Annotated in this window: 22 protein-coding genes; 8 read left to right on the top strand and 14 right to left on the bottom strand. The window is 46.8% G+C overall.

All coding sequences use genetic code 11. The annotated features are described in order from the left end of the window. Positions 1 to 274 precede the first annotated feature (274 nt). On the bottom strand, positions 275 to 1,069 hold the full coding sequence (locus F752_RS0122320; RefSeq protein WP_017733972.1) for a hypothetical protein: 795 nt from the start codon (positions 1,067 to 1,069) through the stop codon (positions 275 to 277). A 217-nt stretch (positions 1,070 to 1,286) separates the two neighbouring features. Here F752_RS0122320 and F752_RS0122315 point away from each other — a divergent pair, with 217 nt between their 5' ends. Beyond that, positions 1,287 to 2,723, top strand: coding sequence for an aldehyde dehydrogenase family protein (locus F752_RS0122315; protein ID WP_017733971.1), 1,437 nt, complete (start codon positions 1,287 to 1,289; stop codon positions 2,721 to 2,723). Between the two features lie 59 nt (positions 2,724 to 2,782). Then, complete coding sequence (locus F752_RS0122310; RefSeq protein ID WP_017733970.1) at positions 2,783 to 3,214, top strand: OsmC family protein; 432 nt, start codon at positions 2,783 to 2,785, stop codon at positions 3,212 to 3,214. 74 nt (positions 3,215 to 3,288) lie between these two features. Here the strand turns inward: F752_RS0122310 and F752_RS24895 are convergent, their stop codons facing one another. The 3 genes from F752_RS24895 to F752_RS0122295 form a co-directional block, all read right to left on the bottom strand. Next, a complete protein-coding gene (locus F752_RS24895; RefSeq protein WP_017733969.1) occupies positions 3,289 to 3,783 on the bottom strand; it encodes a DinB family protein in 495 nt (164 codons plus the stop codon). Between the two features lie 93 nt (positions 3,784 to 3,876). After that, a complete protein-coding gene (locus F752_RS26540; protein ID WP_017733968.1) occupies positions 3,877 to 4,797 on the bottom strand; it encodes a SelL-related redox protein in 921 nt (306 codons plus the stop codon). Beyond that, entirely contained in the window at positions 4,781 to 5,200 is a 420-nt protein-coding gene (locus F752_RS0122295) for a hypothetical protein (RefSeq protein ID WP_017733967.1), read from the bottom strand. The genes F752_RS26540 and F752_RS0122295 overlap by 17 nt, the downstream gene beginning before the upstream one ends. A 210-nt stretch (positions 5,201 to 5,410) precedes the next feature. Here F752_RS0122295 and F752_RS0122290 point away from each other — a divergent pair, with 210 nt between their 5' ends. Then, positions 5,411 to 7,090 carry an amidase gene (locus F752_RS0122290; RefSeq protein ID WP_017733966.1) on the top strand — a complete coding sequence of 560 codons (1,680 nt, stop codon included), beginning with the start codon at positions 5,411 to 5,413 and terminating at the stop codon, positions 7,088 to 7,090. 73 nt (positions 7,091 to 7,163) lie between these two features. On the opposite strand, the gene F752_RS0122285 is transcribed toward F752_RS0122290, so the two are convergent. From F752_RS0122285 to F752_RS0122260, 6 genes are all read right to left on the bottom strand, one after another. After that, entirely contained in the window at positions 7,164 to 7,871 is a 708-nt protein-coding gene (locus F752_RS0122285; protein ID WP_017733965.1) for an SDR family oxidoreductase, read from the bottom strand. A 377-nt stretch (positions 7,872 to 8,248) separates the two neighbouring features. Beyond that, complete coding sequence (locus F752_RS0122280; RefSeq protein ID WP_236614058.1) at positions 8,249 to 10,000, bottom strand: M14 family metallopeptidase; 1,752 nt, start codon at positions 9,998 to 10,000, stop codon at positions 8,249 to 8,251. A 73-nt stretch (positions 10,001 to 10,073) separates the two neighbouring features. Further along, positions 10,074 to 10,232: a PH domain-containing protein gene (locus tag F752_RS27030; RefSeq protein WP_017733963.1), complete on the bottom strand. Its 159-nt coding sequence runs from the start codon at positions 10,230 to 10,232 to the stop codon at positions 10,074 to 10,076. Further along, positions 10,169 to 10,348: a PH domain-containing protein gene (locus F752_RS27025; RefSeq protein WP_407635423.1), complete on the bottom strand. Its 180-nt coding sequence runs from the start codon at positions 10,346 to 10,348 to the stop codon at positions 10,169 to 10,171. Before F752_RS27025 ends, F752_RS27030 begins: the two co-directional genes overlap by 64 nt. Positions 10,349 to 10,499: 151 nt before the next feature. After that, positions 10,500 to 11,504 (bottom strand): hypothetical protein, encoded by a 1,005-nt coding sequence (locus tag F752_RS0122265; protein ID WP_017733961.1) that lies wholly within the window; start codon positions 11,502 to 11,504, stop codon positions 10,500 to 10,502. 86 nt (positions 11,505 to 11,590) lie between these two features. Continuing rightward, entirely contained in the window at positions 11,591 to 12,010 is a 420-nt protein-coding gene (locus F752_RS0122260) for a VOC family protein (protein ID WP_017733960.1), read from the bottom strand. Between the two features lie 93 nt (positions 12,011 to 12,103). Between F752_RS0122260 and F752_RS0122255 the strand changes: the two genes are divergently transcribed. The 4 genes from F752_RS0122255 to F752_RS0122240 all read left to right on the top strand — a co-directional run bounded on the left by F752_RS0122255 (position 12,104) and on the right by F752_RS0122240 (position 14,808). Continuing rightward, complete coding sequence (locus F752_RS0122255; RefSeq protein WP_017733959.1) at positions 12,104 to 12,733, top strand: class I SAM-dependent methyltransferase; 630 nt, start codon at positions 12,104 to 12,106, stop codon at positions 12,731 to 12,733. A 29-nt stretch (positions 12,734 to 12,762) separates the two neighbouring features. Beyond that, complete coding sequence (locus F752_RS0122250) at positions 12,763 to 13,254, top strand: RDD family protein (protein WP_017733958.1); 492 nt, start codon at positions 12,763 to 12,765, stop codon at positions 13,252 to 13,254. 110 nt (positions 13,255 to 13,364) lie between these two features. Further along, positions 13,365 to 13,862 (top strand): RDD family protein, encoded by a 498-nt coding sequence (locus F752_RS0122245; RefSeq protein ID WP_017733957.1) that lies wholly within the window; start codon positions 13,365 to 13,367, stop codon positions 13,860 to 13,862. A gap of 70 nt (positions 13,863 to 13,932) precedes the next feature. Beyond that, entirely contained in the window at positions 13,933 to 14,808 is an 876-nt protein-coding gene (locus tag F752_RS0122240; RefSeq protein WP_017733956.1) for a substrate-binding domain-containing protein, read from the top strand. Between the two features lie 62 nt (positions 14,809 to 14,870). On the opposite strand, the gene F752_RS24885 is transcribed toward F752_RS0122240, so the two are convergent. Together F752_RS24885 and F752_RS0122225 are read right to left on the bottom strand one after the other, a co-directional pair. Further along, positions 14,871 to 15,512: a lipoprotein signal peptidase gene (locus F752_RS24885; RefSeq protein WP_017733955.1), complete on the bottom strand. Its 642-nt coding sequence runs from the start codon at positions 15,510 to 15,512 to the stop codon at positions 14,871 to 14,873. Positions 15,513 to 16,070: 558 nt separating this feature from the next. After that, positions 16,071 to 18,533 carry a S9 family peptidase gene (locus tag F752_RS0122225; RefSeq protein ID WP_017733953.1) on the bottom strand — a complete coding sequence of 821 codons (2,463 nt, stop codon included), beginning with the start codon at positions 18,531 to 18,533 and terminating at the stop codon, positions 16,071 to 16,073. A gap of 101 nt (positions 18,534 to 18,634) precedes the next feature. Between F752_RS0122225 and F752_RS0122220 the strand changes: the two genes are divergently transcribed. Continuing rightward, positions 18,635 to 19,513, top strand: a complete 879-nt coding sequence (locus F752_RS0122220; RefSeq protein ID WP_017733952.1) for a TraB/GumN family protein — start codon at positions 18,635 to 18,637, stop codon at positions 19,511 to 19,513. Between the two features lie 67 nt (positions 19,514 to 19,580). On the opposite strand, the gene F752_RS24880 is transcribed toward F752_RS0122220, so the two are convergent. Further along, the gene (locus F752_RS24880) at positions 19,581 to 20,828 is read right to left on the bottom strand and encodes a sialidase family protein (RefSeq protein WP_017733951.1); all 1,248 of its coding nucleotides are present in this window, start codon (positions 20,826 to 20,828) and stop codon (positions 19,581 to 19,583) included. Beyond that, complete coding sequence (locus F752_RS0122210; RefSeq protein ID WP_026135925.1) at positions 20,829 to 23,357, bottom strand: M14 family metallopeptidase; 2,529 nt, start codon at positions 23,355 to 23,357, stop codon at positions 20,829 to 20,831. It abuts the gene before it with no gap. Positions 23,358 to 23,801: the final 444 nt, after the last annotated feature.

The following is a 23,801-nucleotide window of genomic DNA, read 5'->3' as shown; positions in this document are numbered from 1 at the left end:
AATATTTAATTATTTATTATTGTAAAAACCTGTATCGCTATTCTAGGACGAGACAACTCTATTCTCAGAAAAAAGAGAAACTCATTTACTCCTGTAAGGCAAGCTTTAGAGATTTAATTTCCAGACGCAACAAGCAAGACTACCTTCCTCTGCTCAATAGGTATAGCCCAATTTGAGGGCGGAGGGAAGAAGAGTAGAGATGGCTTTTAAAGTAGTTAAGAGAGGAAGAAAGAGAAATGCCGCAACAGAGAGCCATTGCAAAACAGCTTATCTCCTATTTAGCCTCTGCCAGTAAGCCTGCAAAGTGCTCGAAGCGTTCAGCCTGATATAGTAAGTTTCCTTTACTAAGAGCGGTAGCAGCCTGCGCCTGCTTCCGATTATTGTATAAGTATGCCGCCTGGTTGTAATACTGCAGGCCGGCGAGCTGCTGCAGATTAATCTCCCTAAACAGCTGCAGCTTAAAATCGTGGTACGGCCTCTCCTTTCTGGCCTCGGGCGAAAGGGCATCATTTTTAATTTGCTCCAGGCGCTGGGCAATAAGTTTCGGATCCCTCACAAAACCGCTCTTCGGATCTGTTGATTCTATCATAATTTCTTCTCCACTACTGGTTTTCACCATCAGGAAAATATGATAGTCTGTTTCTATAATCTGGTACTCATAGCCCAAAGCCTGGAGGAACCATGCATAGAGGGCGGTAGAAGTTAAACAGTTGTATTTGCCTTTTTCCAATAGCTGAGAAAAGCCAACATACGGCTGGTATTTCTTTAAATACTTTCGGTGTACCCGGTAAAAAAGCTGCTCCAGTAGGTAGGCATCTGAATACCTGTTCTTCTTTTTTTCAAAGCGCCTGATAAACTTCTCAAGCTTAGCCCTATAATCTTCCTCCTTCTGCAGGTCCATGCCAGGCGCACTGGCCAGCAATAACTGTAGAGCCTCAGGCTCTTCTGAATGCATTACGCTAAGCAGTACCTTTTGCTCGTAAACAGAATAATACAGGGAGGTATAAGCGGGTAAGGGCTCTCCTGTTTTAGCCAGAGCCTTACTTGTCCAGAGACAAATGAAAATCAATATTAATCGCTTTACGCTCACCAGATGAAGTATTAAAATTATAGAGTGCGCCACCATTCCAGCAGCTGTGTTAAATCACCTTCACAGTAAGTTAACAATTTATTAACATAAAGAGAAGCGAAAGGTTAACAAGCTGAGCACCCAATCCACAGAATCTGATAAAAAAGCGTTAAATTTAAGAAGGAAAGCCTTTTACAATTTTTTAGACCACTCCCAAATGACAGAATCCACCCATACTCCCCCTTCCGATACAATAATTCTCAACGCCTTTGAAAAGCAGCAAGAGTATGCTATACAGCTAAAGCAGAGTACGGCAACCGAAAGAATAAAGAAACTCAGGAAAATAAGCAGCTGGGTGGAGCAACATGCCGCAGACATCCGGCAGGCTATTTATAAAGATTTTCGCAAGCCGGGCCCGGAGGTAGACCTGACAGAGATATTTCCCGTACAGCAGGAAATAAAGCACACCATTGGCCACCTGAAAAAGTGGATGAAGCCCGGGAAGGTAAGTACTCCCCTCGCACTGGCAGGCAGCAAGAGCTATGTATATTATGAACCTAAAGGAGTAGCGCTCATTATAGCTCCCTGGAACTTCCCTTTAAACCTTATGCTTCTTCCTCTCATCTCGGCCATTTCAGCCGGATGCACCGCTATTCTGAAGCCTTCAGAAGTTACCCCTCATACGGCAAGGCTTATTCGGAATATGATGGAAGACCTTTTTGAGCCGAAAGAAGTAGTGGTTTTTGAGGGTGCTGTGGAAACTTCGCAGGCACTGCTTCAACTGCCGTTCGACCACATCTTCTTTACCGGCAGTCCGGCGGTTGGTAAAATTGTAATGAAGGCAGCGGCCGAAAATTTAACCTCTGTAACCCTGGAACTGGGAGGAAAATCACCGGCCATTATCGATTCAAGTGCCCGGCTAAGCGATGCCGCCGAAAAAATTGCCTGGGGAAAATGGCTCAATAACGGCCAGACCTGCATTGCGCCGGACTATCTGCTGGTGAACAAAAATCAGCAGGCCGCCTTGGCCGATGAAATTATTAAAGCCACTGAGAAATTCTTTAGCGAAGACGGGCAGAGTCCTCAGCAATCGGCCGACTATGCCCGAATCGTAAATAGAAATCATTATGAAAGGCTGTGTGAGCTGCTGGATGATGCCCGGGAGAAGGGGGCGAAAATTCTGATGGGCGGACAGCGCGATGCTGAAGAAAAGTATATTGCTCCTACTCTTTTGGCCGATGTGCCGGAAAATGCCCGAATATGGGAGGAGGAAATTTTCGGTCCGATCCTGCCCATGCGTAAAGTAGATGATTTAAGAGATGCGGCCGATTACATCCGTAAACATCCGAAGCCACTGGCCCTTTACCTGTTCAGTAACAGCAAAAAGAACCAGCAATATGTACTGGATAATACCTCTGCCGGAGGGATGGTAATCAATGACTGTCTGCTGCATTACCTCCACCCGAACCTTCCTTTTGGTGGTATTAACCACAGCGGCCTTGGCAAAGCCCATGGCTTTTGGGGGTTCAGGGCTTTTAGTAACGAAAAGGCCCTTATTAAACAGCGAATAGGCCTTACCAGTATTAAACCCGTCTACCCTCCTTACACCTCAGGTGTAAAGAAACTCATAAGTCTTATGATGAAGTACCTCTAAATCAAATCTTTATAAACACCTGGCCAATACACACAGTTAAAAGCATAAAAGAGAAAATTATGAAAAGAACTGCAACATCTGTATGGAAAGGCTCAGGCCAGGAGGGTCAGGGAACACTGGATACCCAGAGTGGTGTGTTTAAAAACCAGCCTTATTCGTTTAGAACCCGTTTTAAAAATGAAGAAGGCAAAGAGGGAACAAACCCTGAAGAGTTGATTGCAGCTGCACATGCGGGCTGCTTTAATATGGCACTGAGTGTGGCCCTCGGGAAGTCGGGCTATACGCCCGATGAATTACGCACCGAGGCTGCTGTTAGTCTCGAAAAGCAGGGAGAGGGTTTCGCTGTAACCAGAAGCGTGCTTACCCTTACTGCAAAGGTCCCTAATATTAAGCAGGACGAGTTCGATAAGATTGCCAAGGGCGCCAAGGAAAACTGTCCGATTTCCAAACTGCTGAACTGCACCATTGAGCTAAACAGCGAATTAAAGTAAAACAGAAGCGGGATAAAACAGAAAAGGCCGGCTTAACAGCCGGCTTCCTTTAACCTTAACATGCTATCTTATCTTTACTCAACCTTAATTTCAGCAACTTCACTTTTACTTTGCTGCAGCCGCACATAGGCAATGTAATCGCTTACCGGCGGCTCTAAACCTTCCAGCCTGAGCAGGCTTGCTACCTGGGCCCGGTGGTAGGTGCTGTGGTTAATCACATGGTTAAGAATATCTTCTACCGAGCTAGAAAAAAACTCTTTCTTACTGTTTTTATAGCTGACGGAGGCGCGAAGTTTCTGCGCATTTATCTCCTCTAGATACGCTTTCCAGGCAGCACTCAATTTCTTTGCTTTCTCCTGCAGTTCGGGCAGCGGGAATTCTTTCCATAGCTGTTCCTGCGGCCCAACATTCCCCTGCAAACGGCTCAGCCATACTTCTTCTGCCGTTAACCAATGGCTCATCAGCAAAAAGTTTTTAGCATTGGCCACCGTATGCTCACTAAAACAATCGATAAACATGTTGTTTGCCCATTCATTGTAAGCAAACATTTTCTGGTAATGCTGTTTCATACTCCCCCATACGCCTGGATGGTTTACAGGTTATGGAGAGAAAGATATTTATTAGTAGGGGAAAAAATATATCCCTTACAGAAGTGGTAGGTTTCAGGCTGCCTTCCGGCTGGCAAGCGAAATATAGTCGGGCCGGTCGGAGCTGTTCGCATGCCGGTAACTCTTTATAATTTCGCCTTCATTAATAAGGAATACCCCTGGCATACGGAAGCCATCTCCCACTACCAGGCCACTTCCATGCCCTTTAACGGTAGCACCAATCCGCCGAAACCACGACTGCCAGCCAAACACCTGGGTAAAATCTGCCCGATCGAGCTTAAAGGCATTGTACATAATACCATTGGGGTCGCTGATGCGGTGCTCATTCTGGAGGCCTGCCTTTTCGAAATACCTCCGGGCCTGCTCCTCTTCTGCCAGATGAACAAATACCAGGCGAGTGCCTTCTCCCTCTATGGAGGCTTGCTGCCTTTTTATATCTGCCAGTGCCTCTCTGCAAAAGGGGCTTCCGAAATGGCGAAGAAACACCAGCAGGATGGGTTGCCTGTTTGATAGCTGTAACAAATTCTTCCCCCTCTGGGTACGAAAGCGGCTAAGGGTCCTGGACAGCGGTTCGCTAAAGGTGTGAGCCAAAGCCTTGGGCGCCTGTCCTGCTTTACTAATGTGATACAGCATTGCCAAGAGAGTTCCTGCCCAGGCGATTATTAAACCCAACACAATTACCAGCGCTCTGCCACCTAAGGCCTCACTGGCATAAACACTCAGGAAAAGCCCTGCCAGAAAACTGGCCAGTAGCCCCATTACTAAGGCAAGGGAATTCCGGACAGGATTATAAGAAGCAATAAAATACCCTGTACCAAATACAAGAAGGCCGATACAGCCGAGCGGCACCCAGAGGTTTAAATTATATTGCTCCGGAAGGATGCCAGGAAAAATAAGCAGGACAGCAGCCAAAAATATATGGAGGATGCCGACTGTACGAAGCGAATGGGCTATCCAGTTAGGCAGCTTTTTCATACAAATAATGTTTATGAAGCTTAAATGCTCTGTAAGTAATGAATGCAAGCGGAGTAACCCAGGCCAGGTCATTCACCAGCAAATGAAAAATAAATTGTTTGGTAACCGTTTTATCTACAATAAAAAAATACACGGCCATGCCTCCAAAAACCTTCGACAGAAGGCCTGTGAGAGCCAAATACCAGAATCGAACAGGCCAGAGGGCAGTTAGGATATAAAGTATGCCAAACATTAAAACACCTATCCCCTGGTATACTACTAACTGGTCTGCCGCTTCCTGAGAAGCCGTAAGCCAGCGAAAAAATGCTTTCGGAAATACATAAATAAACAAGCCCCAGGCCAGATTATAAATGCCTGCAACCAGCAGGAATCCATGCATCCACGGCTGAATCCTCACCATCATCTGATTCCTTCTATCACTATTCAGAATCCTCCTTCTTCTCTTCTTTAAAAATCAATGAGCAGAATTGTACTCAAAATATTTTTTTCTATTGCAATATAAATCTAATTTTTATTTCGAAAAATATAAATTGCTAAAAATGAATCTCTTATCAGGATATTTGCCAAATAGGCACTAAATTAAACCGTTAATTTATTTCTATAACTCTTTTTTATGCTATTGAACTGCTTATCTAAAAAATTTCTGCCTGCCTTACTGCTGGCAGTTGGCTTTTCCTGTAGTTTTTCTTTTGCACAGGAGCACCCTGTGAATGTACAGAACGTTACTGCCGCTGAAAAGCTGCTAGGTCTTGAGTTTACTCCTGCTCAGCGCGACTCGCTGCAGGACGATTTAAAAGATTATCTCGAAGGATATGAATCTGTTCGCGAAGCCGACATTCCTAATGGCCTGGCACCTGCCTTCGTATTTGATCCCCGACCCGAGGGTTTTACCATCAGTAAATTTCAGCAGCCCATAAACTGGCAGCTTCCGGAAAAGGTAAAGCTTCCGAAGGATCTCGACGAGCTGGCCTATTACTCAGTGGGCGAGCTGGCCTACCTGATTAAAAATAAAAAAATCAGCTCTGTCGAGCTTACCAAATTCTTTCTTGAGCGTCTTAAAACCTATGGCGATACCCTGGAATGTGTGGTAACGATTACAGAAGAAAGGGCGCTGGCAAAAGCGAAGGAGGCAGATGCCGCCATTGCCAGGGGCGAATACAAAGGTCCGCTCCATGGCATACCCTATGGTGCTAAAGATCTTTTTGCTGTAGCGGGCTACCCGACTACCTGGGGTGCCATGCCTTATAAAGATCAGATGATAGACGGCGATGCCACCGTTATACAGAAGCTCGATGAAGCCGGCGCCATTCTGGTTGCCAAGCTTACCCTCGGTGCACTTGCCTGGGGCGATGTATGGTTTGGAGGTGTTACTAAAAACCCCTGGAACCTGCTGGAAGGCAGCAGCGGCTCTTCTGCAGGCTCTGCCTCGGCAGTTGCGGCCGGTTTGGTACCTTTTGCGCTCGGCACGGAAACACTGGGTTCTATCGTTTCTCCCTCTACACGCTGTGCCACCACCGGCCTTCGGCCAACCTATGGCCGGGTAAGCCGCGAAGGAGCCATGGCCCTCAGCTGGACAATGGATAAAATAGGCCCTATTGCCCGCTCGGCAGAGGACTGCGCCCTGGTTTTTAATGTTATCCGGGGAGCAGATCCCGGCGACGACAGCACTGTTGATGCTCCTTTCAACTACCAGCCACAAAAGCCTTTGAGCGCTCTCCGGATTGGCTACCTGAAAGAGGCGTTTGAAGCCGATTATCCAAACCGGCCATACGATAGCCTAACCCTTGTAAAGCTACGCGAAATGGGAGCCGAGTTGCATGAAGTAAACCTCCCGCAAGGCTTCCCGCTGGATGGCCTTTCTGTAATTTTATCGGCTGAGGCAGCCGCGGCTTTCGACGACCTTACCCTCAGTGACCAGGACACCATGCTGGTCCGGCAAATTAAAAATGCATGGCCGAATGTTTTCCGCGCTGCCCGCTTTATTCCGGCCGTAGAATATATCCAGGCCAACCGCATTCGCCAGGCGCTCATAAAGGAAATGCATGAGGTAATGAAAGACTATGATGTAGTCGTAACCCCTACCTATGGTGGTGCCCAGCTATTTATTACCAACCTCACCGGTCACCCCTGTGTGGTGGTGCCAAACGGCCTGAATGAAGATGGCACTCCGGCTAATATGAGCATCAGCTTTATCGGGCCTCTTTATGGCGAAGCCGGCTTGTTGAACATTGCCCGCGCTTACCAGCAAGCCACTAAATGGGATGAAATGCACCCTCCACTCTTTAGCGAGTAAGCGGGTAGTAGTAAGAGTCAAATAAAAGTAAAAATCCGGCTTCCTTTACAGGGGCCGGATTTTTTTATGCTGTTTACTTTTTGAATGGATTGGTAGCAAAAACCGTCACCTCGGGAATGAAGCCCCGGTCGTCCATTTCGAGGGTGGCTACTATGGTGTGGGCTATTTCCTCGCTGCGCAATTTATTTGGCTCCTCCGGCCGCTCTTTCCTATCGGGCTGCCCAAAAGCGGTCGTCACTTCGCTTGGGTTCACCAGGATGACGCGCACATTGTGTGGTCTAAGCTCTGCCTGCCAGCATTCCGTCATGCCTCGCAGGGCAAATTTACTTCCGCAGTAAATAGTACCGGTGGCATAGCCTTTCTTTGCTGCCGTTGAGGCAATATTAACGATGTGCCCGCTATTCTGCTCTTTAAAAATACTGGCAGCATGTTTGGCCATCATGGCTGCCCCAAAAACATTGGTTCGGTATACGGCTTCGAAATCTTCCACAGTCAACTCTTCAATACTCTTTCTCCGGGCTATGCCGGCATTATTAATGAGCACATCAAGTCCGCCTAATTCTTCTCTTACGGCTCTAAAGGTAGCTTCCACCTCTTCTTCTCTGGCTACATCTGCCACTACAGGAATGGCCCCTATTTCTTCAGCTGCACGCTCCAGCTTCTCCTTATTACGCCCGGTAATTAGTACTCTTGCGCCTCTTTCGGCCAGCTTTTGGGCAGTTGCATAGCCAATTCCAGAGCTTCCGCCGGTTACGATGACTCTTGCGTCTTTAATTTCCATAGGTCAAATTTAAAAATGGTTGATCTTAATAAGTACAGTACTCCCTTTCTTCACTCTTACCTAAAGAGTAGAAAGAAAAATTTCCCAACGCTTTTTCCTTTTTCGTGTCTGTAGTTAAATAAGCAGAGATTGAAGAGAAGGTTTTAATTCTCAAAGAACTATTAAAAGGAAGACTTACAACAATCCTAAATAATTAACGTTACAACAATGAAAGCTTCGCACTGCGGTTCCATTATGGGAAGCAGACTGTATACAATTCGAACGAGAGTTTTAAAATATAGAAGAAAATGCGGATTACGAGTTAATCGGCAGATTGGTTAAAGTTGGAAATGTGAAAGCCCCGAAATCGGGGCTTTCATTTTTATAGCCAGTAATACTTATTCTTCCGTTATTCGGAAAACCGGGTACCGCCGGTGCGCTTCTTCGTAATAGGGCGAGTGTTCATAAATGTAATTCAGCTGGGCATAGCCATTCCCGGCAAACTCAGCATCGCTGGCTTTTTTTTCCTCAAATGCTTTCCTTAAAGCTTCATCTTCTTTAAGAATTTGTTCGGCTACCTCCTCGAAAACATACGGGCTAAAGTGCTCCTTCTGCTGTAAAATGGCATCGAAGAAGTTCCAGGCAAAATAGCTGTCTTTGGCTTCCGGCTCTAATGTTTCCACGATATAGCGGTTCTCTTCCTGATTGACCGGAATCAGGTAATCACCCTTCAGTAACTGCACTTCTTCCTGCTTCTTTTCTGTCTCAATATTATAGTGAAGGTAATGACCTTCGTATGGCGATTCCACCGTTTCAAACTCTCCGATATAGTATACTTCGGCCTGCAGGGAAGTATCATTCTCCAGGCTTTGCATTTCCACACCATTCGCCTTTAACAGCTCAATCGCCTGCCACCAGCCCTGCGGAATGGCATAATAAGCGGGCGCTTCTACTTCTTTGGCTGCTACATATTGATTGTAGAAGGGAATATTTTTTTCAAATGGTTTACTCCTGTCGTAGTACAGCCGGTCCTGCCCGCTTACTTTACTGGGAATGAGGCTGGCTTCGTAGCCTTTAAAGAGCAGTTGTTCCGGTCTGCTCTTATCAACCTTCCAGTTCAGTACAAAATTTTCCTGTTCTTTTATCTGCTGTGCCTGCTTCTCCTTCAGTTCCTGCCACTTTTCTCCGTTTGCGGCTGCCTCTTCCAGCACACTTTCCAGAAAAGCTCTTGTTGCGGCTACCCGTTGTTTATACGGCTTCAGCATATGGGTTTCGGTAATAAAGCCGAAGGTATTATGCAGGGCAGCAAAGCCACTGGAGTAGCGGGGAGAGTCCATAAACTGTACCATACCAGAATCGGGCACCGTGCCGAACACATTTACGTAAGGCACCATTGGCCAGTCTTTCTTTTCCATGCGCTTATACAGGGCCGGCTCTAATTGGTTTTCCAGATAAGGGCCCATTACACCGCCGAGTTTGTTATGCTGAGTGGGCAGCAAAGTCATGGTGTACTGGTAGTCAGCGCCGTTGCTCACATGGGTTTCCACATACAGGTCGGGGTCGAGTGAATGAAATATCTCCGTGAAAGAGCGGGCATTCTTTGAGTCGTTCTTTATAAAGTCACGGTTGAGGTCGAGGTTCTGGGCATTTCCACGGAAACCATAAGCCTCCGGCCCCTCCTGGTTAGCGCGGCTAAAGCTGTTCCGGTTCAAAGTTCCGCCAATGTTGTAGAAGGGTATGATGGCCACTACCACGTTTTCGAAGCGCTTTTTCAGCTTTTTATTCTGCAGCAAATCCCGCATCAACAGCATACTCGCATCCGTACCATCCGGCTCACCGGGGTGGATGGCATTATTCACCAGCACCACGGTTTTATCGTCCTTTCGCAGACTTTCCAGGTCGAAGTTTTCATCTGTATTCCAAAGCACCAGGTGGAGCGGCTTGCCACTATCGGTCGGACCCATCTCCAGCATTTTTACCTCTTCATGGGCCTGGTCAAATTTTTGCCACCAGTCAATGCCCTGCTGATAGGTAAAGGTTTCGGTACCTCCACTTTGTTCGAAGCGGGTAGGAAACTCCTGGGCCTGAACATTTAAAGCCACCAGACCCATAGCTAAAAGCGGAGTTGCCTTCTTTATAAAAGTCATCATTCTCAATTCATTTAAATAAATGCAATCTCTCAAAGATAAGGAATACCCCGGAGATGTGATACAGAGGCTACAGTCAGCTGCTGCTCATCCTTTTTGAAACTTCCACCACCCCAATGGCAGCATTCTGCTGAAGGAGGGCTGCCAAAAATCCTTCCTGACGGACGGGGCTTATGTAAACCTCATCATAGGTATTGTAATGAATAATAAGCCCTCTGGTATCCAGCCCGACCAAAGGGTGCGGCCTTTTTCTATTTTCCTGATTTTAGCTATGGGAATAGTAGAAGCAGCAGGTACGGACCGGGTATACAATTTTCCATCTGATATCCTGTACCAGGTTCCAAACCACATCCAGCTCAAAAAGCTTCCCGGCGCAAGGCTGCATAAAAGCCCGATGCCGGATAAGCTTCCTTCGAAGAGGGTTAGCAGCAGGGGTAACAGTGCAGCTCCCAACAGTAAAAGACCTGTATAAGGACTTTTATAAAAGCTGGCGTTCATTTTGTTACTTTATATTCGCCGCCTGCGCTTTCCGCAGGTATTCAATATGCTGCTTAAGGGCTTCTTCCCAGCTAGGGGCGGCATCCCAGTGAGTGCCGGCATATACATCGCCGGTATAGATGTGGCGGATGTAAAATTTATAAACTGACTGGTCATCTTTAGTATCGGCCTGCAGTTCCAGCGGAATTTCATTATCGGCCCCATAGTTAAGGAAGCGGCGTATGTTAGCAGCACTGGTATGGAGGTACAGCAGCTCATACTGATAGCCTTCCTTAAGCCTCAAATCTTTCCCTTCGGCAGAAGGATTGGTAATGCCCCAGGCATAAGGGTAGTTTTGCATTATCCTTTTTAAATCGGCCAGGCTGTCGGCTTGGTTCTCCTCCACGAATATATCATAAGCCGGTACGGCCAGTTTATCGAGGTTCAGGTCGAGCCCGTAGGAGAAGAAGCGTTTGTTCAGCTGAATATCTGTGGTATAAAAGAATTCGGGCAGGTCGATAATCAGGAAGTTGCCCAATTCAAGGCTTGCCTTACTAATATCGCGTTTCAGGCTGGCGAACACAGTTTCCATTTCGGCACCTGACTGCTGCCAGGCCGGTGAACCTGCTTTCAGAAGGACTTCCTCGCCAATAGGGGCAATGCTCAGCACCACATTTCCATCCTTTTTTTCGACCACCACTACATTTTTAATGGCCCGCTGCCGGAAAGCTTCACCAAAGGCAATAGTTGCATCCGGCCCGGCATTTACATTGCGCCAGTCGTAATAAGCCACAGCATCAACCCCCAGATCCCTGAGAAAAGGATGAGCCTGCCGGGCAAGCTCTTTCCAGGGTTCCGCTCCTTCCTTCGCAGGAGCCTCTGAGGTGCGAACTAGGACGACACTCCGGGTATTCAGCAAGCCTTCGGGAAGCGTTCCGTTAAACTGTAAGCGTTGGAGGTCGAGCTGTTGTGCCTGTACGACAAAACTTAGTAGTATACACCCCAGGAGGAAATAAAAGGTTCTTCTCATACTTTAGCTAACAGAATTTTACCTGCTAATATTTTATTTATCCGCAGGAAATTGAAACCAGCACACTTCCCAATCTTATTTTGCTTTTAGCTTGCAAAGATTTGCGATGGATCTTTAAAGCTTTTAAACTCCAGCGCATTTCCGCTCGGGTCGAGGAAAAACATGGTCGCCTGCTCGCCCACTTCTCCTTTAAAGCGAATGTAAGGCTCAATAATGAAGTTAATTCCTCTGCTTTTAAGTCTCTCGGCCAGTTCATGCCACTGCTCCCATTCCAGTATGGCGCCAAAATGGCGAACCGGTACGGCATGGCCATCAACCTCGTTGGTTTTAGCATTCGCCAGCTCTTCGGGCTTTACGTGTGCACTCAACTGGTGGCCGAAGAAGTTGAAATCTATCCATTTATCGGTGCTCCGGCCAATGGAACAGCGGAGTAAATCGCCATAAAAAGAGCGGGTTTCTTCTATATCTCTGATAGGAAAAGCAAGGTGAAAAGGTGTTGTTTGCATAGTTTATGTTATCTTTTACTGTAAAAATAAGGCGGCTGGTATCATTCCCAAATCATAAGCCGTATATTTTCGCTTTCGTTCGTTTTTACTACTATGAATTATCAGCAACTAAATCAGGAACTGGGTAATATTGATATTTATCTTCTCGACGCCATTCTAAAGGGACGCTTTACGCCTGGTATGCGCCTGCTCGATGCCGGCTGCGGAGAAGGCCGAAACCTGCATTGGTTTATCCGCAATAATTATGATGCCTGGGCCTGCGACAGTAACCCTTCGGCCATTCGAATGCTCCAATACGTGGCCCGCAGCCTTAATCCAGCCTTCGATAAAAACCGCTTTATTACGGCACCCATCGAAGAGCTCCCTTACCCTGAGCTTATGTTCGATGCCCTTGTGTGCAGTGCCGTACTCCACTTTGCTGAAAGCAAGGTGCATTTCCTCAGCATGTGGAAGCAGCTGTACAGGGTATTAAAACCCGGCGGGCTGCTTTTTATCAGGATGACCTCCGAAATAGGGATGCCACCGGAGGAGTTACAGGAAGTGGGTGATGGTAAATATATGCTTCCCGATGGCAGCCTCCGTTTTCTGCTCACCTCTGATTTACTGGAAGAGGTGCTACAGGAGTACCCCTGCGGTTTGCTGGAGCCGGTAAAAAGTGTAGTAGTACAAAACGCCCGCAGTATGGCCACCCTCGTACTGCAGAAAAAAACAATTACTGAGTAAGCTAATTTAAAAGGAAAAGAGCAAAAATTATGGAAGAAGAATCTGTAGAATATATTGAACTACCCTACGCTGGTTTTCTGAGTCGCTTTGTGGCATTTGTGGTGGATTATCTCCTTATTTCTCTTGTAATGGCCCTGGTACTGGCGATATTTCTACCCTCCATGTTTATGGCAGAAGGACCGAAAACCATCGAGTACAATTCAGATTATGTGCGCGACCTTACCGAAGCCGCCGGGCCCTTTCAGTATGTTTTTTTTGCGCTTTGGGGCTTGTACAATGCCCTTATGCATGCAAGCAGCTGGCAGGCTACTATTGGCAAGCGGGCCATGGGCATTATTGTAACTGATACGGAGGGGGAACGCCTGGGCTTTGGAAAAGCGCTACTTCGCTTCCTGGTAAAGCTTATAAGCACGATGCTTTTGTTTATCGGCTACTTCTTTGCCCTCTTTTCTTCGCGCCGGCAAACCCTGCACGACATGATAGCCGGCTCTGTGGTACTGCGGTACAGAATTAAAACTTAACTTAAAATTACATCATTAAAAAGCAGTAAAATAAAATAATATTAGGTTGTTGATGATTAAACCATAATTTTATATCTTGATTGTTATAAACCACAACTTAATATTTCATTATGCAAACAACTTTTGCTCCTCCCGTTCCTATGGAAACTGCCCACTACGGCGGTTTCTGGATTCGCTTTGTCGCCATCCTGATTGATGGGTTCATTTTAGGTATTGCTCAGCTCATTCTTATTGCCCCTGTTATGGCGGCTTTAGGTTTTGCCAGCTTCTCTGCTGAATCTCTAAATCCGGAAGATGGTGCAGCAGCATTTGCGGCTATTTTTGGCGCGATGGGAATTATTCAGGTCGTAAGCCTGGTGATAGGGTGGCTCTACTTTGCCCTGATGCAATCGAGCAAATACCAGGCAACCCTGGGAAAAATGGTGCTTGGCCTGAAGGTTGTAGACCAGGAAGGAGCACGGCTTAGCTTCGGAAAAGCCACTTTACGCTATATTGGTAAGTTTATATCCAGCGCTGTTTTAATGATAGGCTATCTTATCGCAGCTTTCAACCCCCGCAAGCAGGCATTACACGACATGATTGCCAGTACCTATGTTATTAAGAAATAAACTGGCATAATTACCATCTTCATTTTATCTTAAAGCCCGGCACTATTGCCGGGCTTTAATTTTTTTAGCAATGCAAAATACTGACATATGTATAGGCGGAGTACCGGAGCACTTTAACCTGCCCTGGCACCTGGCCATTGAAAAGAACCTGTTTAAAGCGGCTGGAATTGGATTACAGTGGCAGGATTACCCGGGTGGTACAGGTGCCATGGCAAAGGATTTACACGATAAAAAGCTGGACATGGCACTGCTCCTCACAGAAGGGGCCGTTACAGATATCATCAGGGGCGGGAATCATAAAATTGCGGGACTTTTCGTAAACAGTCCCCTCGTCTGGGGAATTCATGTGCATAAAGAATCGCCATTTAAGCAGGTAAAAGAGCTGGAAGGGAAAACCTTTGCCATTAGCCGCTATGGTTCAGGCTCCCATCTTATGGCTTTTGTAAATGCACAGCAGCAGGGATGGAGGCCGCATAAACTCCAGTTCGAACTTGTAGGAAATTTAGAAGGTGCCCGGGAGGCAATGGCGAACGGCCAGGCCGATGGCTTTATGTGGGAAAAGTTTATGACCAAACCACTGGTCGATAATGGGGAGTGGCGAAGAATAGGCGAATGTCCTACCCCCTGGCCCTGCTTTGTGGCAGTAGTGCGCGAAGATATTGCTGAGAGCCGTGGAGAGGAAATCCGCCAGCTGCTGGATATAGTCCGGACTAGTGCCCAACAACTCCAGCAAAGCCCGGAGGCAGCAACACTTATTGCCGATCGTTATCAATTACAAAAGGAAGATGCTGCTCTGTGGCTTCGCAATGTGCGCTGGGCAACTGATAATACCATAGAGACGGATATGCTTCGGAAGGTAGTAGATACGCTCTACCAGCTGGACCTAATTGACCGAAAAGCTGCTCCTGAAGAGTTGTGTAACTCCCTTTGCCGGCTCATTCCATAAAACCAAAAGAGCTCCGGAGGTTTCCGGAGCTTCTTTTGCTATTCTTTTCCTTGTACAGCCTCTTATTTTGCCAGGCTTTCTCTTTCGGCCGATTCAATTTCCTGATGCTCATCTTCGCTATCTTCCGGCTCTTTAAAAAAGCGCTTCTGCATTATTAAAATAATAGCAATACCTATAAAGATAGCTGAATCGGCTACATTAAATACGGGGCGGAAGAAGATGAAGTACTCCCCTCCCCAAACAGGAAGCCAATCGGGTAAAAATCCTTCGTAGAGCGGAAAGTAAAGCATATCTACCACCTGCCCGTGGAACCAGGGAGTAGCAGCCCCGGGTATGGCATTATTGAGCCACACGCCATAAAAAATGCTATCAATAAGGTTGCCGACAGCCCCTCCCAAAACCAATGCAACGCACCAGATAAAGCCTCTGGATACCTGCTTATTTACCAAGAGGTATATGTAGTAGGCAATGCCGATAGTAGCTAGCAAACGAAATAATGTGAGCAGGAGCTTACCCCACTCCCAGTTAAGCTGCAGGCCAAAAGCCATCCCCGGGTTGAGCAGGTAATGAAGTTTAAACCAGTTGCCAAGAACATCAATTTCTCCGGCGGTGCCAAGCTCCATATTATAATGCACCAGTAGCTTTACAGCCTGGTCAATCATGATAACACCCAGCGCAGCCAGATAATACTTCAGGTACTTCACAGTTCTCTCGTTAATAATTTGGGAGGGCCCCTCCGGTACTTAACAGAAGCAGGTGGTGCCTGATTTTTCTTTGTATTTGATTTAACTACAAAAAGTAACGCTAAAATTACGAGATAAGTACGTATATGCCAAAAGGCCATCTGCTTATTCCTTTAGTTTTATTACACTGCTTTACATGTAAAAGCTACAGGCTTTGACTCCCCTGAAAAACCAAAAGAACCCACACCGGCGGAAATCCTTAAAAATGCTCCGAACCCTGGCCTGCTGCCTCGGGCAATCTCATACCTGCGTACAGGATATTCTTTGTTGAAGCCTCCCGGACTATAGCAAAATGAGCCACTGGTTCGTTGCATAGGTCCTCTAATCAACTGGCATGGTCAGGCATGTCAGAATGATGCAAAATATCTCAAATTATTCAGCTTTACCTGAAGGAAAAAGGCTGTTATTTTCCTGCCGAAGAAAATGGGGCCGCTTAATACCCGTTTAACATAATTCCACATAAAAAAGCCTGGCTTTATGTTATTAGCCAGGCTTTTTTATGTGGAAAAGTCTGTTTTACTATTCTTCTACCTCTTTGTTTTTCACATACATATCCAGCCAGCGGTCCATTTCCCACAACATGTGCATAATAGATTCCTTTGCCTGGTAGCCATGACTTTCAGCAGGCAGAAACACCAGGCGGGAAACAGCTCCATGCCCTTTTAAAGCATTATAATACCTTTCGCTTTGTATGGGAAAGGTTCCTGAATTATTATCGGCCTCGCCATGAATAAGCAGCAGAGGCTCATTTACCTTGTCTGCATGCATGAAAGGCGACATGGCATTGTAAATTTCCGGGGCTTCCCAGTAGGTGCGCTGCTCGTTCTGGAAACCAAAAGGCGTAAGCGTACGGTTGTAGGCTCCACTTCGGGCGATACCGGCGGCAAACAGGTCGGAGTGTGCCAGAAGGTTAGCCGTCATAAAGGCACCATAAGAATGACCACCTACAGCGGTACGTTCAGGGTCGATAATATTTCGCTCTGTCAGGTAATCGAGAGCAGCTGAAGCATTGGCCACCAGCTGTTTTCGGAAAGTATCGTTAGGCTCTTCTTCTCCTTCTCCCACAATCGGCATTTCAGCTCCATCGAGGACGGCATAACCCTGCGTTACCCAGAATATAGGTGATCCGTACCAGACTCTTGTAAACTGGTAGGGCGAACGCTTCACCTGTCCTGCTGCCTTTGCACTTTTATATTCACGCGGATAGGCCCATAACAGGAGCGGAAGGGGCTCACTTTCTCCTTCTTTAAAGCCTTCGGGGAGGTAAAGCGTGCCGCTTAGCCTAACGCCATCTTCCCGCTCATAGGAAACGAGTTCTTTCTGAATTCCCTGAAGCTGCGGATAGGGATGAGGAAAATCCGTTATCTGCTCTAAATTCCCGTTTTTAAAGTTGCGGATAAAGTAATTTGGCACCTCATCAACAGATTCACGGCGGGTTAAAATCTGCCCTTTCTTCAGGTTCAGGATATCCACCGGCCATTCGTAATAAGGGGCCTCTGACCGCCACAACTGCTCTGTTTCTTTTGTTTTCAAATTAAAGCGGTTAAGAAAAGGCCTGTTTCCTTCAGGAGAAGCCCCTTCGGCTATCAGAAAGATATCGTTCCCATCGACCATGACCACGCTTTGGCCCCACTTATTTTTGGTGTAAACCGGGTAACCCGGATCATTATACACATCTTCATACGAACGGTCTACGAGCACTACAGGTTCAGAAGCCGGTTTATCAGGATTCACTAAAAGACGACGCTCCTTCCGATCTTCCCACCAGCGTTCATATACCATGGCCTGGTCATTCTCCATCCAGGCGGTGCCTGCGTAGCGGTTTTTGGTTTTTACCAACTCCTCTGGCTCTGCTTCAAAAGGGGCAGGAAGCATAAAAACCGCATCGCGGAACTCCACCTCATTCTCCGGGTCACCCTTATCCAGGGCTTCGGCCCAATATAACTCTGCCGGGGCGTTAGAGCGCCAGCTTACACTGCGGCGGCCTGTAGGCACTGCATCACGGGCAATAGGAATCTTTTCCATTAAAGGAATTTCAGCAATGGTTTTTACTACCTCTCCCTGCTGGTTCCACACCTCAACTGTATAGGGGAAGCGGTAAGAAGGAACAAGGTAAGAATAGGGGCGGCGGATATATTCCGCCAGTATGTATTCTCCATTTGGAGACAGCTCAAAGCTTCGTAGCAGCCGGGGCTCTCCTATGCTTCGGCTGTTTCCCTGCAGGTCAGTTGATTTTAACTGAGAGGTAAGGTAGTAATCGAAAAGGGCCTCGTCGTGCCGGTTCTCCAACAAATCCTGATAAGTGCGGCTGGGAGCTACCCCTCCGGTATTTTCCTGCACGATGGGTCCTTCCGGAGCCTGACTTTTTTCCGGCCGTTCTCCTCGGTTGTCTGCAATGCTCTTGTAAATTAGTCCTTTGCTGTCGGGCTGCCATGCAAATGGCCTTCCATAGTAGGCATCGTTCAGTTTTGCCTCTGTAAGCGGACGGGCAGTCCGGTCCTCAAGGGAGGCTATCCAAAGTTCTATTCCCTTATTTGTTGTATTGGTAAAAGCAACGTACTCTTCGTTAGGCGACCAGCTTACAGAAGAGATACGGGCATTCTCCGGCAGGCCTTTCAGAGCATATTCTTTTCCGGAAGCAATATTTTTTACCTTTATTCCACTATAGTACGACTGCCTGCTTCCTCCGTTAGTTGCCGGGTTAATCCGTAAACCTGCTATCCGGAGCTCCGGCTGAGAAACCTCTTCTATGGTAGGGTAGCCGTTTTCCTCGAGCAACAGCATCGTTTTTCCTTTGCTGTCGATCATTACCTCCGGGGTTTCGGGAGCTTCAATGATATCGGCAATAGCCTTGGGTGGGGTTTGGTAACGCAATTCAGAAAGTGGCTCTTTCGTTTGGCTGTAGGCATTTGTGATACCTACTGCTCCCAACAGCAGGTACAACAGGCAATTTCCTCTGCTGCTTTTAAATAAATTATGCATCTGGTTTTTGGTTATTGTAAATGATTTGTATCGTTGGGGCACAATGGGCAGTCTGTACTGCCGTTAATTACCTACCCAACCGATGTCCGTAAGCTCAATTTATGTTATTTACCGGTAAAAATCTATTTCTTCCGCCCCTGTTTTGGCTTGTCCTCCTTCTATGGAACCCGCTTTCGGCTCAGCAAATACCCGATGCCCTGCTGTGGAAAGTAAGCGGAAAGAACCTTTCTCAGCCTTCTTACCTCTACGGCACCCTTCATGCGATTTGCCTGGAAGATTTGAAGCTAAAAGAAAATGCGCTAAGGGCATTAAACCAGACCAATCGGCTGGTATTAGAGCTGGATGTGACGGAAGAGGAATTTCCTGCCAAAATGCAGCAGGCCATGCTGATGAAAGGCCAGACCCGCTTACAGGATTTACTGCCCCGGGGCGATTACCAACTTATGGCCCGCTACTTCCAGGATAGCATTGGCATCTCACTGGCTGATTACGCGCAGATGCAGCCAATTTTCCTGGCTACCTTTCTTTACAACGAGCTGCTGGATTGCACCACCCAGTCCTATGAAATGCAGCTGAGCCGAATGGCCAGGCTAAACAAAAAAGAAGTCGAGGGGCTGGAAACTTTTGAAGAGCAAATGAGGGTATTCGGGAACATTAGTTATCGTGAGCAGGCAGAAATGCTGCTCCAGAGCATTGTGGAATATCCGGAGCTGGAGGCAGCTTACTGGAATATGATTGTCAGCTATAAAAATGAAGACCTTAACAGCCTTTACCACATCATCAGAGATATTCAATTAGGAATGCAGGATTACGAAGAGGTCATGATTAACGGGAGAAACCAGCGATGGATTCCGCGAATGGAACAGATGGCCCGTGAAGAACCTTCTTTTTTTGCCGTGGGTGCCGCTCATCTGCCGGGCAATAAAGGCCTTATTGCATTGCTAAAACGAAGAGGCTATGAGGTTGAACCTGTCTTCTAAAAAAGTTTTCTAAAAAAAGGAGCCTGGCATTTTACGTGCCGGGCTCTTTTAATTTAATCCTCTAATGCTATAATTCTGCTTTGGCCATTTTTAGTTGCTCTTCCTCTCCTGTTACGGTCCAGGCAACATAGAGGCTTCCATTCTGGTGTACCATTTGCGGAAAGCCGGAAGAGCGGCTATTTTCTAAAGTAGTTACCGTGGTGCTGTCCATAAGGATGCCTTCTGCGGCTATTCGCTTAACGTTCAGTTTCCCTTCCTTCGCCAGCCAGCTTACTGCCGTGCTTCCATCCGGCAACAGGCTTACTCCTACTCGCCCTTCCGGCTCATCATTATCTACAAGAACCGGATCGCCCCAGCTTTCTCCTCCATCTTCTGAGCGAATAAGCTTTACCTGCTGCTTTCCATCAGCAGCAGTAAACCAGGCTACCGCCACTGCCTCTCCTTCTGCATCTATGGCGGGTCCGTTTACAGGGCAGCCTTTAATGGTCCAGTTATCTTTGAATAAAACCTGTGGCTCACTCCACTCTCCTTTTTCATAGCGCATAAAAGCAATGTCCCGCACTTCTTCCGCAGAGCGATCCCGGTAAACTGCTACCAAACCATCAGCGGTTGCCGCAAGGCCGGTTTGGCAGCAGTCGCAGGTACGTCCATCAAGCTCGTTTTGCGCGAGAAGGTCTCCATCAGGACTAATGCGGGCGAAGCGCATCGTCATTTCAGCAGATCCATGGCCACCGTGCCCATTGTGGGAGCTGGCGCCATACTTGCGGCCATCCAGCCACACCATTCCTAAGGTATTCTCTTCCATAGGTGCCATACTAACGAATCCGTGTTCTGCCTCTACTCCATCCAGGTGAGGTACGATAGACTCTGACCATTTGCCTGTGGCAGGATTGTACAGCTTCAGGCGAATTTCATAAGCGAAAAGGCCCTCCCCATTCTTTTGCAGATACGAAATAGCTTTTCTTCCTTCTCCAAAAGTGGAGACTTCCGGAAAATCTGCCCAGTTAACAAACCAGTTTTCTCCCTCGGCCACTAGTGCCGGTTCTGACCAATCTTCTCCCAAACTGGCAGTATAGAGGCGCATACTGTCTTCTTCCTTCCCCTCGTACCAACTCAACAGAAGCCCTTTATTTTTCTCCGTTTCAGCTAAGCGGGGAAAAAAGCTGTTGACTCCCGACGGCACCGGTATTTCCCGGAACTCCAGTTGAGGTTCAGCTATTTCCGTAACCTGTTCATTTTTTCCTTCTTCTGCCGGTCCACAATTGGATAACATCAGGACCAGACCTGCTACAATTATTTTGTTCTTTTTCACCATTTACTCCTGTCCTACTAAAAATACAGCATTGCTAAATAGTAATTTTCCTCCCTGCCAGAAGGCCCGGAAGAGCGGATTGTCGGTCATATAAATGACTTCACCCCGGCCTTTTTCTTCTACTCCAAAAACGAGGGTTTCGCCTAAAGCTTCTTTGGCCTTATACCCAACAAAGCCGCTTACTAAATCTTCCTGGCTGCGGATGGTTCCTACGTTCCAGCCCTCCTCCAGGTACTGGTAGGCCTCGGCATCGGTTTTAAGGCTGAAGTAATCATCTTCATAACCAAATGCCAAGGGGTGGCTCGGATCGAGACTGACTCTATAAATGCTTCCCGGGTTATAGCTACTAATGGATTCCCGCTCGCGGTTCTCATATTCTCTTAACCGATCCTCCGGATTTTCCTCTTCGCTATCCTGCTTTTCCTTCTCATTTATATTAAAGCTTTTACTTTCCGCTACTGCGGCTATTGCATTCTGCATCAGGATGAGGCGGCCTCCTTCCCTTACCCAGCTGTTTAACTTTTCCAGCATCTCCTTATCCAATACCTCACTGTAGTTGCCGTCTGGCGCAATAAGCACATCATAGTTACTCCAGTCTACCTCCTCTGCATTACTAGTTTCTATCACCGTTAATGGGTAACCTATCTGCTGCTCGAAATAATGCCATACCTCACCGAATGCCAGTGAAGAAACCCCTTCGCCTGCCAGTACTGCTACCTGCGGTTTCTCGAGGTAATGAACACTGCCTGAACCGAAATCCTTACCCTCTGTCACAAAGCCTGTTCCTGTTGCCTGTAAAGGACGCTCCCATTCGCGGGCTGCTTCCCTTACAATATAATCGAACCGCTCGCCCAGGCCTTCATTTCCGCGGCGGGTAATGATGAGTGTACCTCTACCACACTCCTTATTTCCTGTTACAAATGGCTCTTCGGCAAAACGTACTTTAATACCTGCCTTTAGCAGGCGGCTCAGGAATTTTACATCTTCCAGACTATTCCATTCCAGCAGGTATGCATATGGCTGTTCTGTTGGCAGATTCAGTTCATAATCTGGTGAATCTGGCACAGGAGTGCCTTCAATTTCTTCTGTAGTGGCATATGCCTGCAGGTCCATCATATATGGTACGGCCCATGCTGTTATATCATAAGTAACGGAATCGCTTAACTTACTTTCGGGCTCGAAAAGCACCTGCAGCAGTAGTCCTTTTGCCTGACTTGCAGGAATAATCCAATCCCCGGGATTGGTACGGAATTTACTTATTTGCGTTTCCTGGTAATTCCAGCCTTTGTAGGTATCTTTTCCCGTTGCCTGCTGGTACTCTATTTGGTGCAGGTCCAGAAAGTTTCTTAAGGCTTGCAGCTTATCTGCATCGTTTTGCTGAGAAACCAGGTAAGTTTTATATATTCCCGGTGGGTTCTCTGATGTTTCTTCAAAAAACTCCTCGAATTTCTCCACCACCTCTTCTGCATTTTCCGAAGTAGATTCAATAGTCGAAAGACTGGTGATGTAATGGTGCTGGATTCTTTCCTTTAATGTAAGGGTATCTCCTTCGGCGGTTCTTACTGCTAATCCTGCTCTTCCCGATCCTCCCTGTTCAATGGTCATACCGATGGCCCCGTTGAAAGTTGGATAGGTATCTCCATAGCTGGGATAAAAGAGGTCGAATCTTTCGCGGGTAAAGTAGAGCCATCCTTCCTCATCGAAATACTTGGTGGTATTAAGGCCGATCGTGGTTTGAAACTCGCGCTGCCAGTCTGTTACATAATCGTGGAAGGGCTCTGCTGCCGGTGCGAAATAGTAAGGAGATTCGATTCCCTGCTCATGAAAATCGGCATGGATATGGGGAAGCCACTGGTTGTATAAAGCCATTCGCAACTGCGATTCCTTCTGTGTCTGCCATGCCCAATCTCTGTTAAGATCGAAAAGATAATGGTTAGGACGCCCTCCAGGCCATGGCTCGTGGTGCTCCAGTGCATCTGGATTCGGATTTGGTGTTAGGTTTCCTACCTGGTTGTACCAATTTACATATCGCTCCCGTCCATCTGGGTTTAGTACCGGATCAATGATGATTAAAGTGTTCTCCAACCATTCCTGCGCCTCTTCATTTTCCCCACCGGCCAATGTATACAACACCCGCATAGCTGCTTCAGTACTTACCGCCTCATTTCCATGGACGTTATAGCTTAACCAACCGATGGCCGGCCCTTCTTCAGGAGCATCCCCTTCCACTACACCAGCACGTTCTAAATTATTTCGGCTTATTTCCTCCAGCCTCTTTAAATTTTCCTCTGTCCCTACATAAGCTACCATCAATGGGCGGCCTTCGTAACTGGTTCCATACTCTTCGAGCTTTACATTTTCTGAATTTTCTGCTATGTATTGGAAGTAGCCCAATACTCGATGGTGGTAGGTAAACTTATCCCCTATCGGATATCCTAGGAATTCTTCTGGTGACTGCAGCTTATTTTCCTGTGCCTGCATTGAATGGCTGATTATGCAAAGCATGAAAACCAGCAACAACTTCTTTATCATATCAAATGTTTTTTTTATGGAAAGTAACCTAATCACCTGTGGTTTGCAAGCAGAATGTTGGAATGATTACTTATTCTTTCTATTCCATTCCTTTTTCTTCCATTCCTTTTCCTCTGCCCGGCTTGCTTTTAGCTTTTGGAGAGGGGCTTTAAAAGTTTCAAAATCAAAAAACCTCTCTTTTAGATAAATAAATTTTCCTTCTAATATTTTTCCTTTTTTTTGAAGGTTATTCTTTCCGGCTGCACCCTTTTAGCTGTTTCGAATTGCTAAAAATTTGGACTTTCTGTCTAAAGATTTCGACTTCCAAAACTTTTTTTTGCCGTAAATCCCCTGCTTCCATTACAGTCCCTGCTGTCCCTTTTCCTCTGGTAAAGGCAAAGGCATAAAAAAACCCTCACATCTTTAGATGCAAGGGTTTATTACTTAAATAAATAAGAAGAGAAT

Origin of the sequence: Nafulsella turpanensis ZLM-10 (assembly GCF_000346615.1) — a bacterium.
GTDB lineage: Bacteria > Bacteroidota > Bacteroidia > Cytophagales > Cyclobacteriaceae > Nafulsella > Nafulsella turpanensis.
This window is presented reverse-complemented; position numbering and strand designations above follow the sequence as displayed.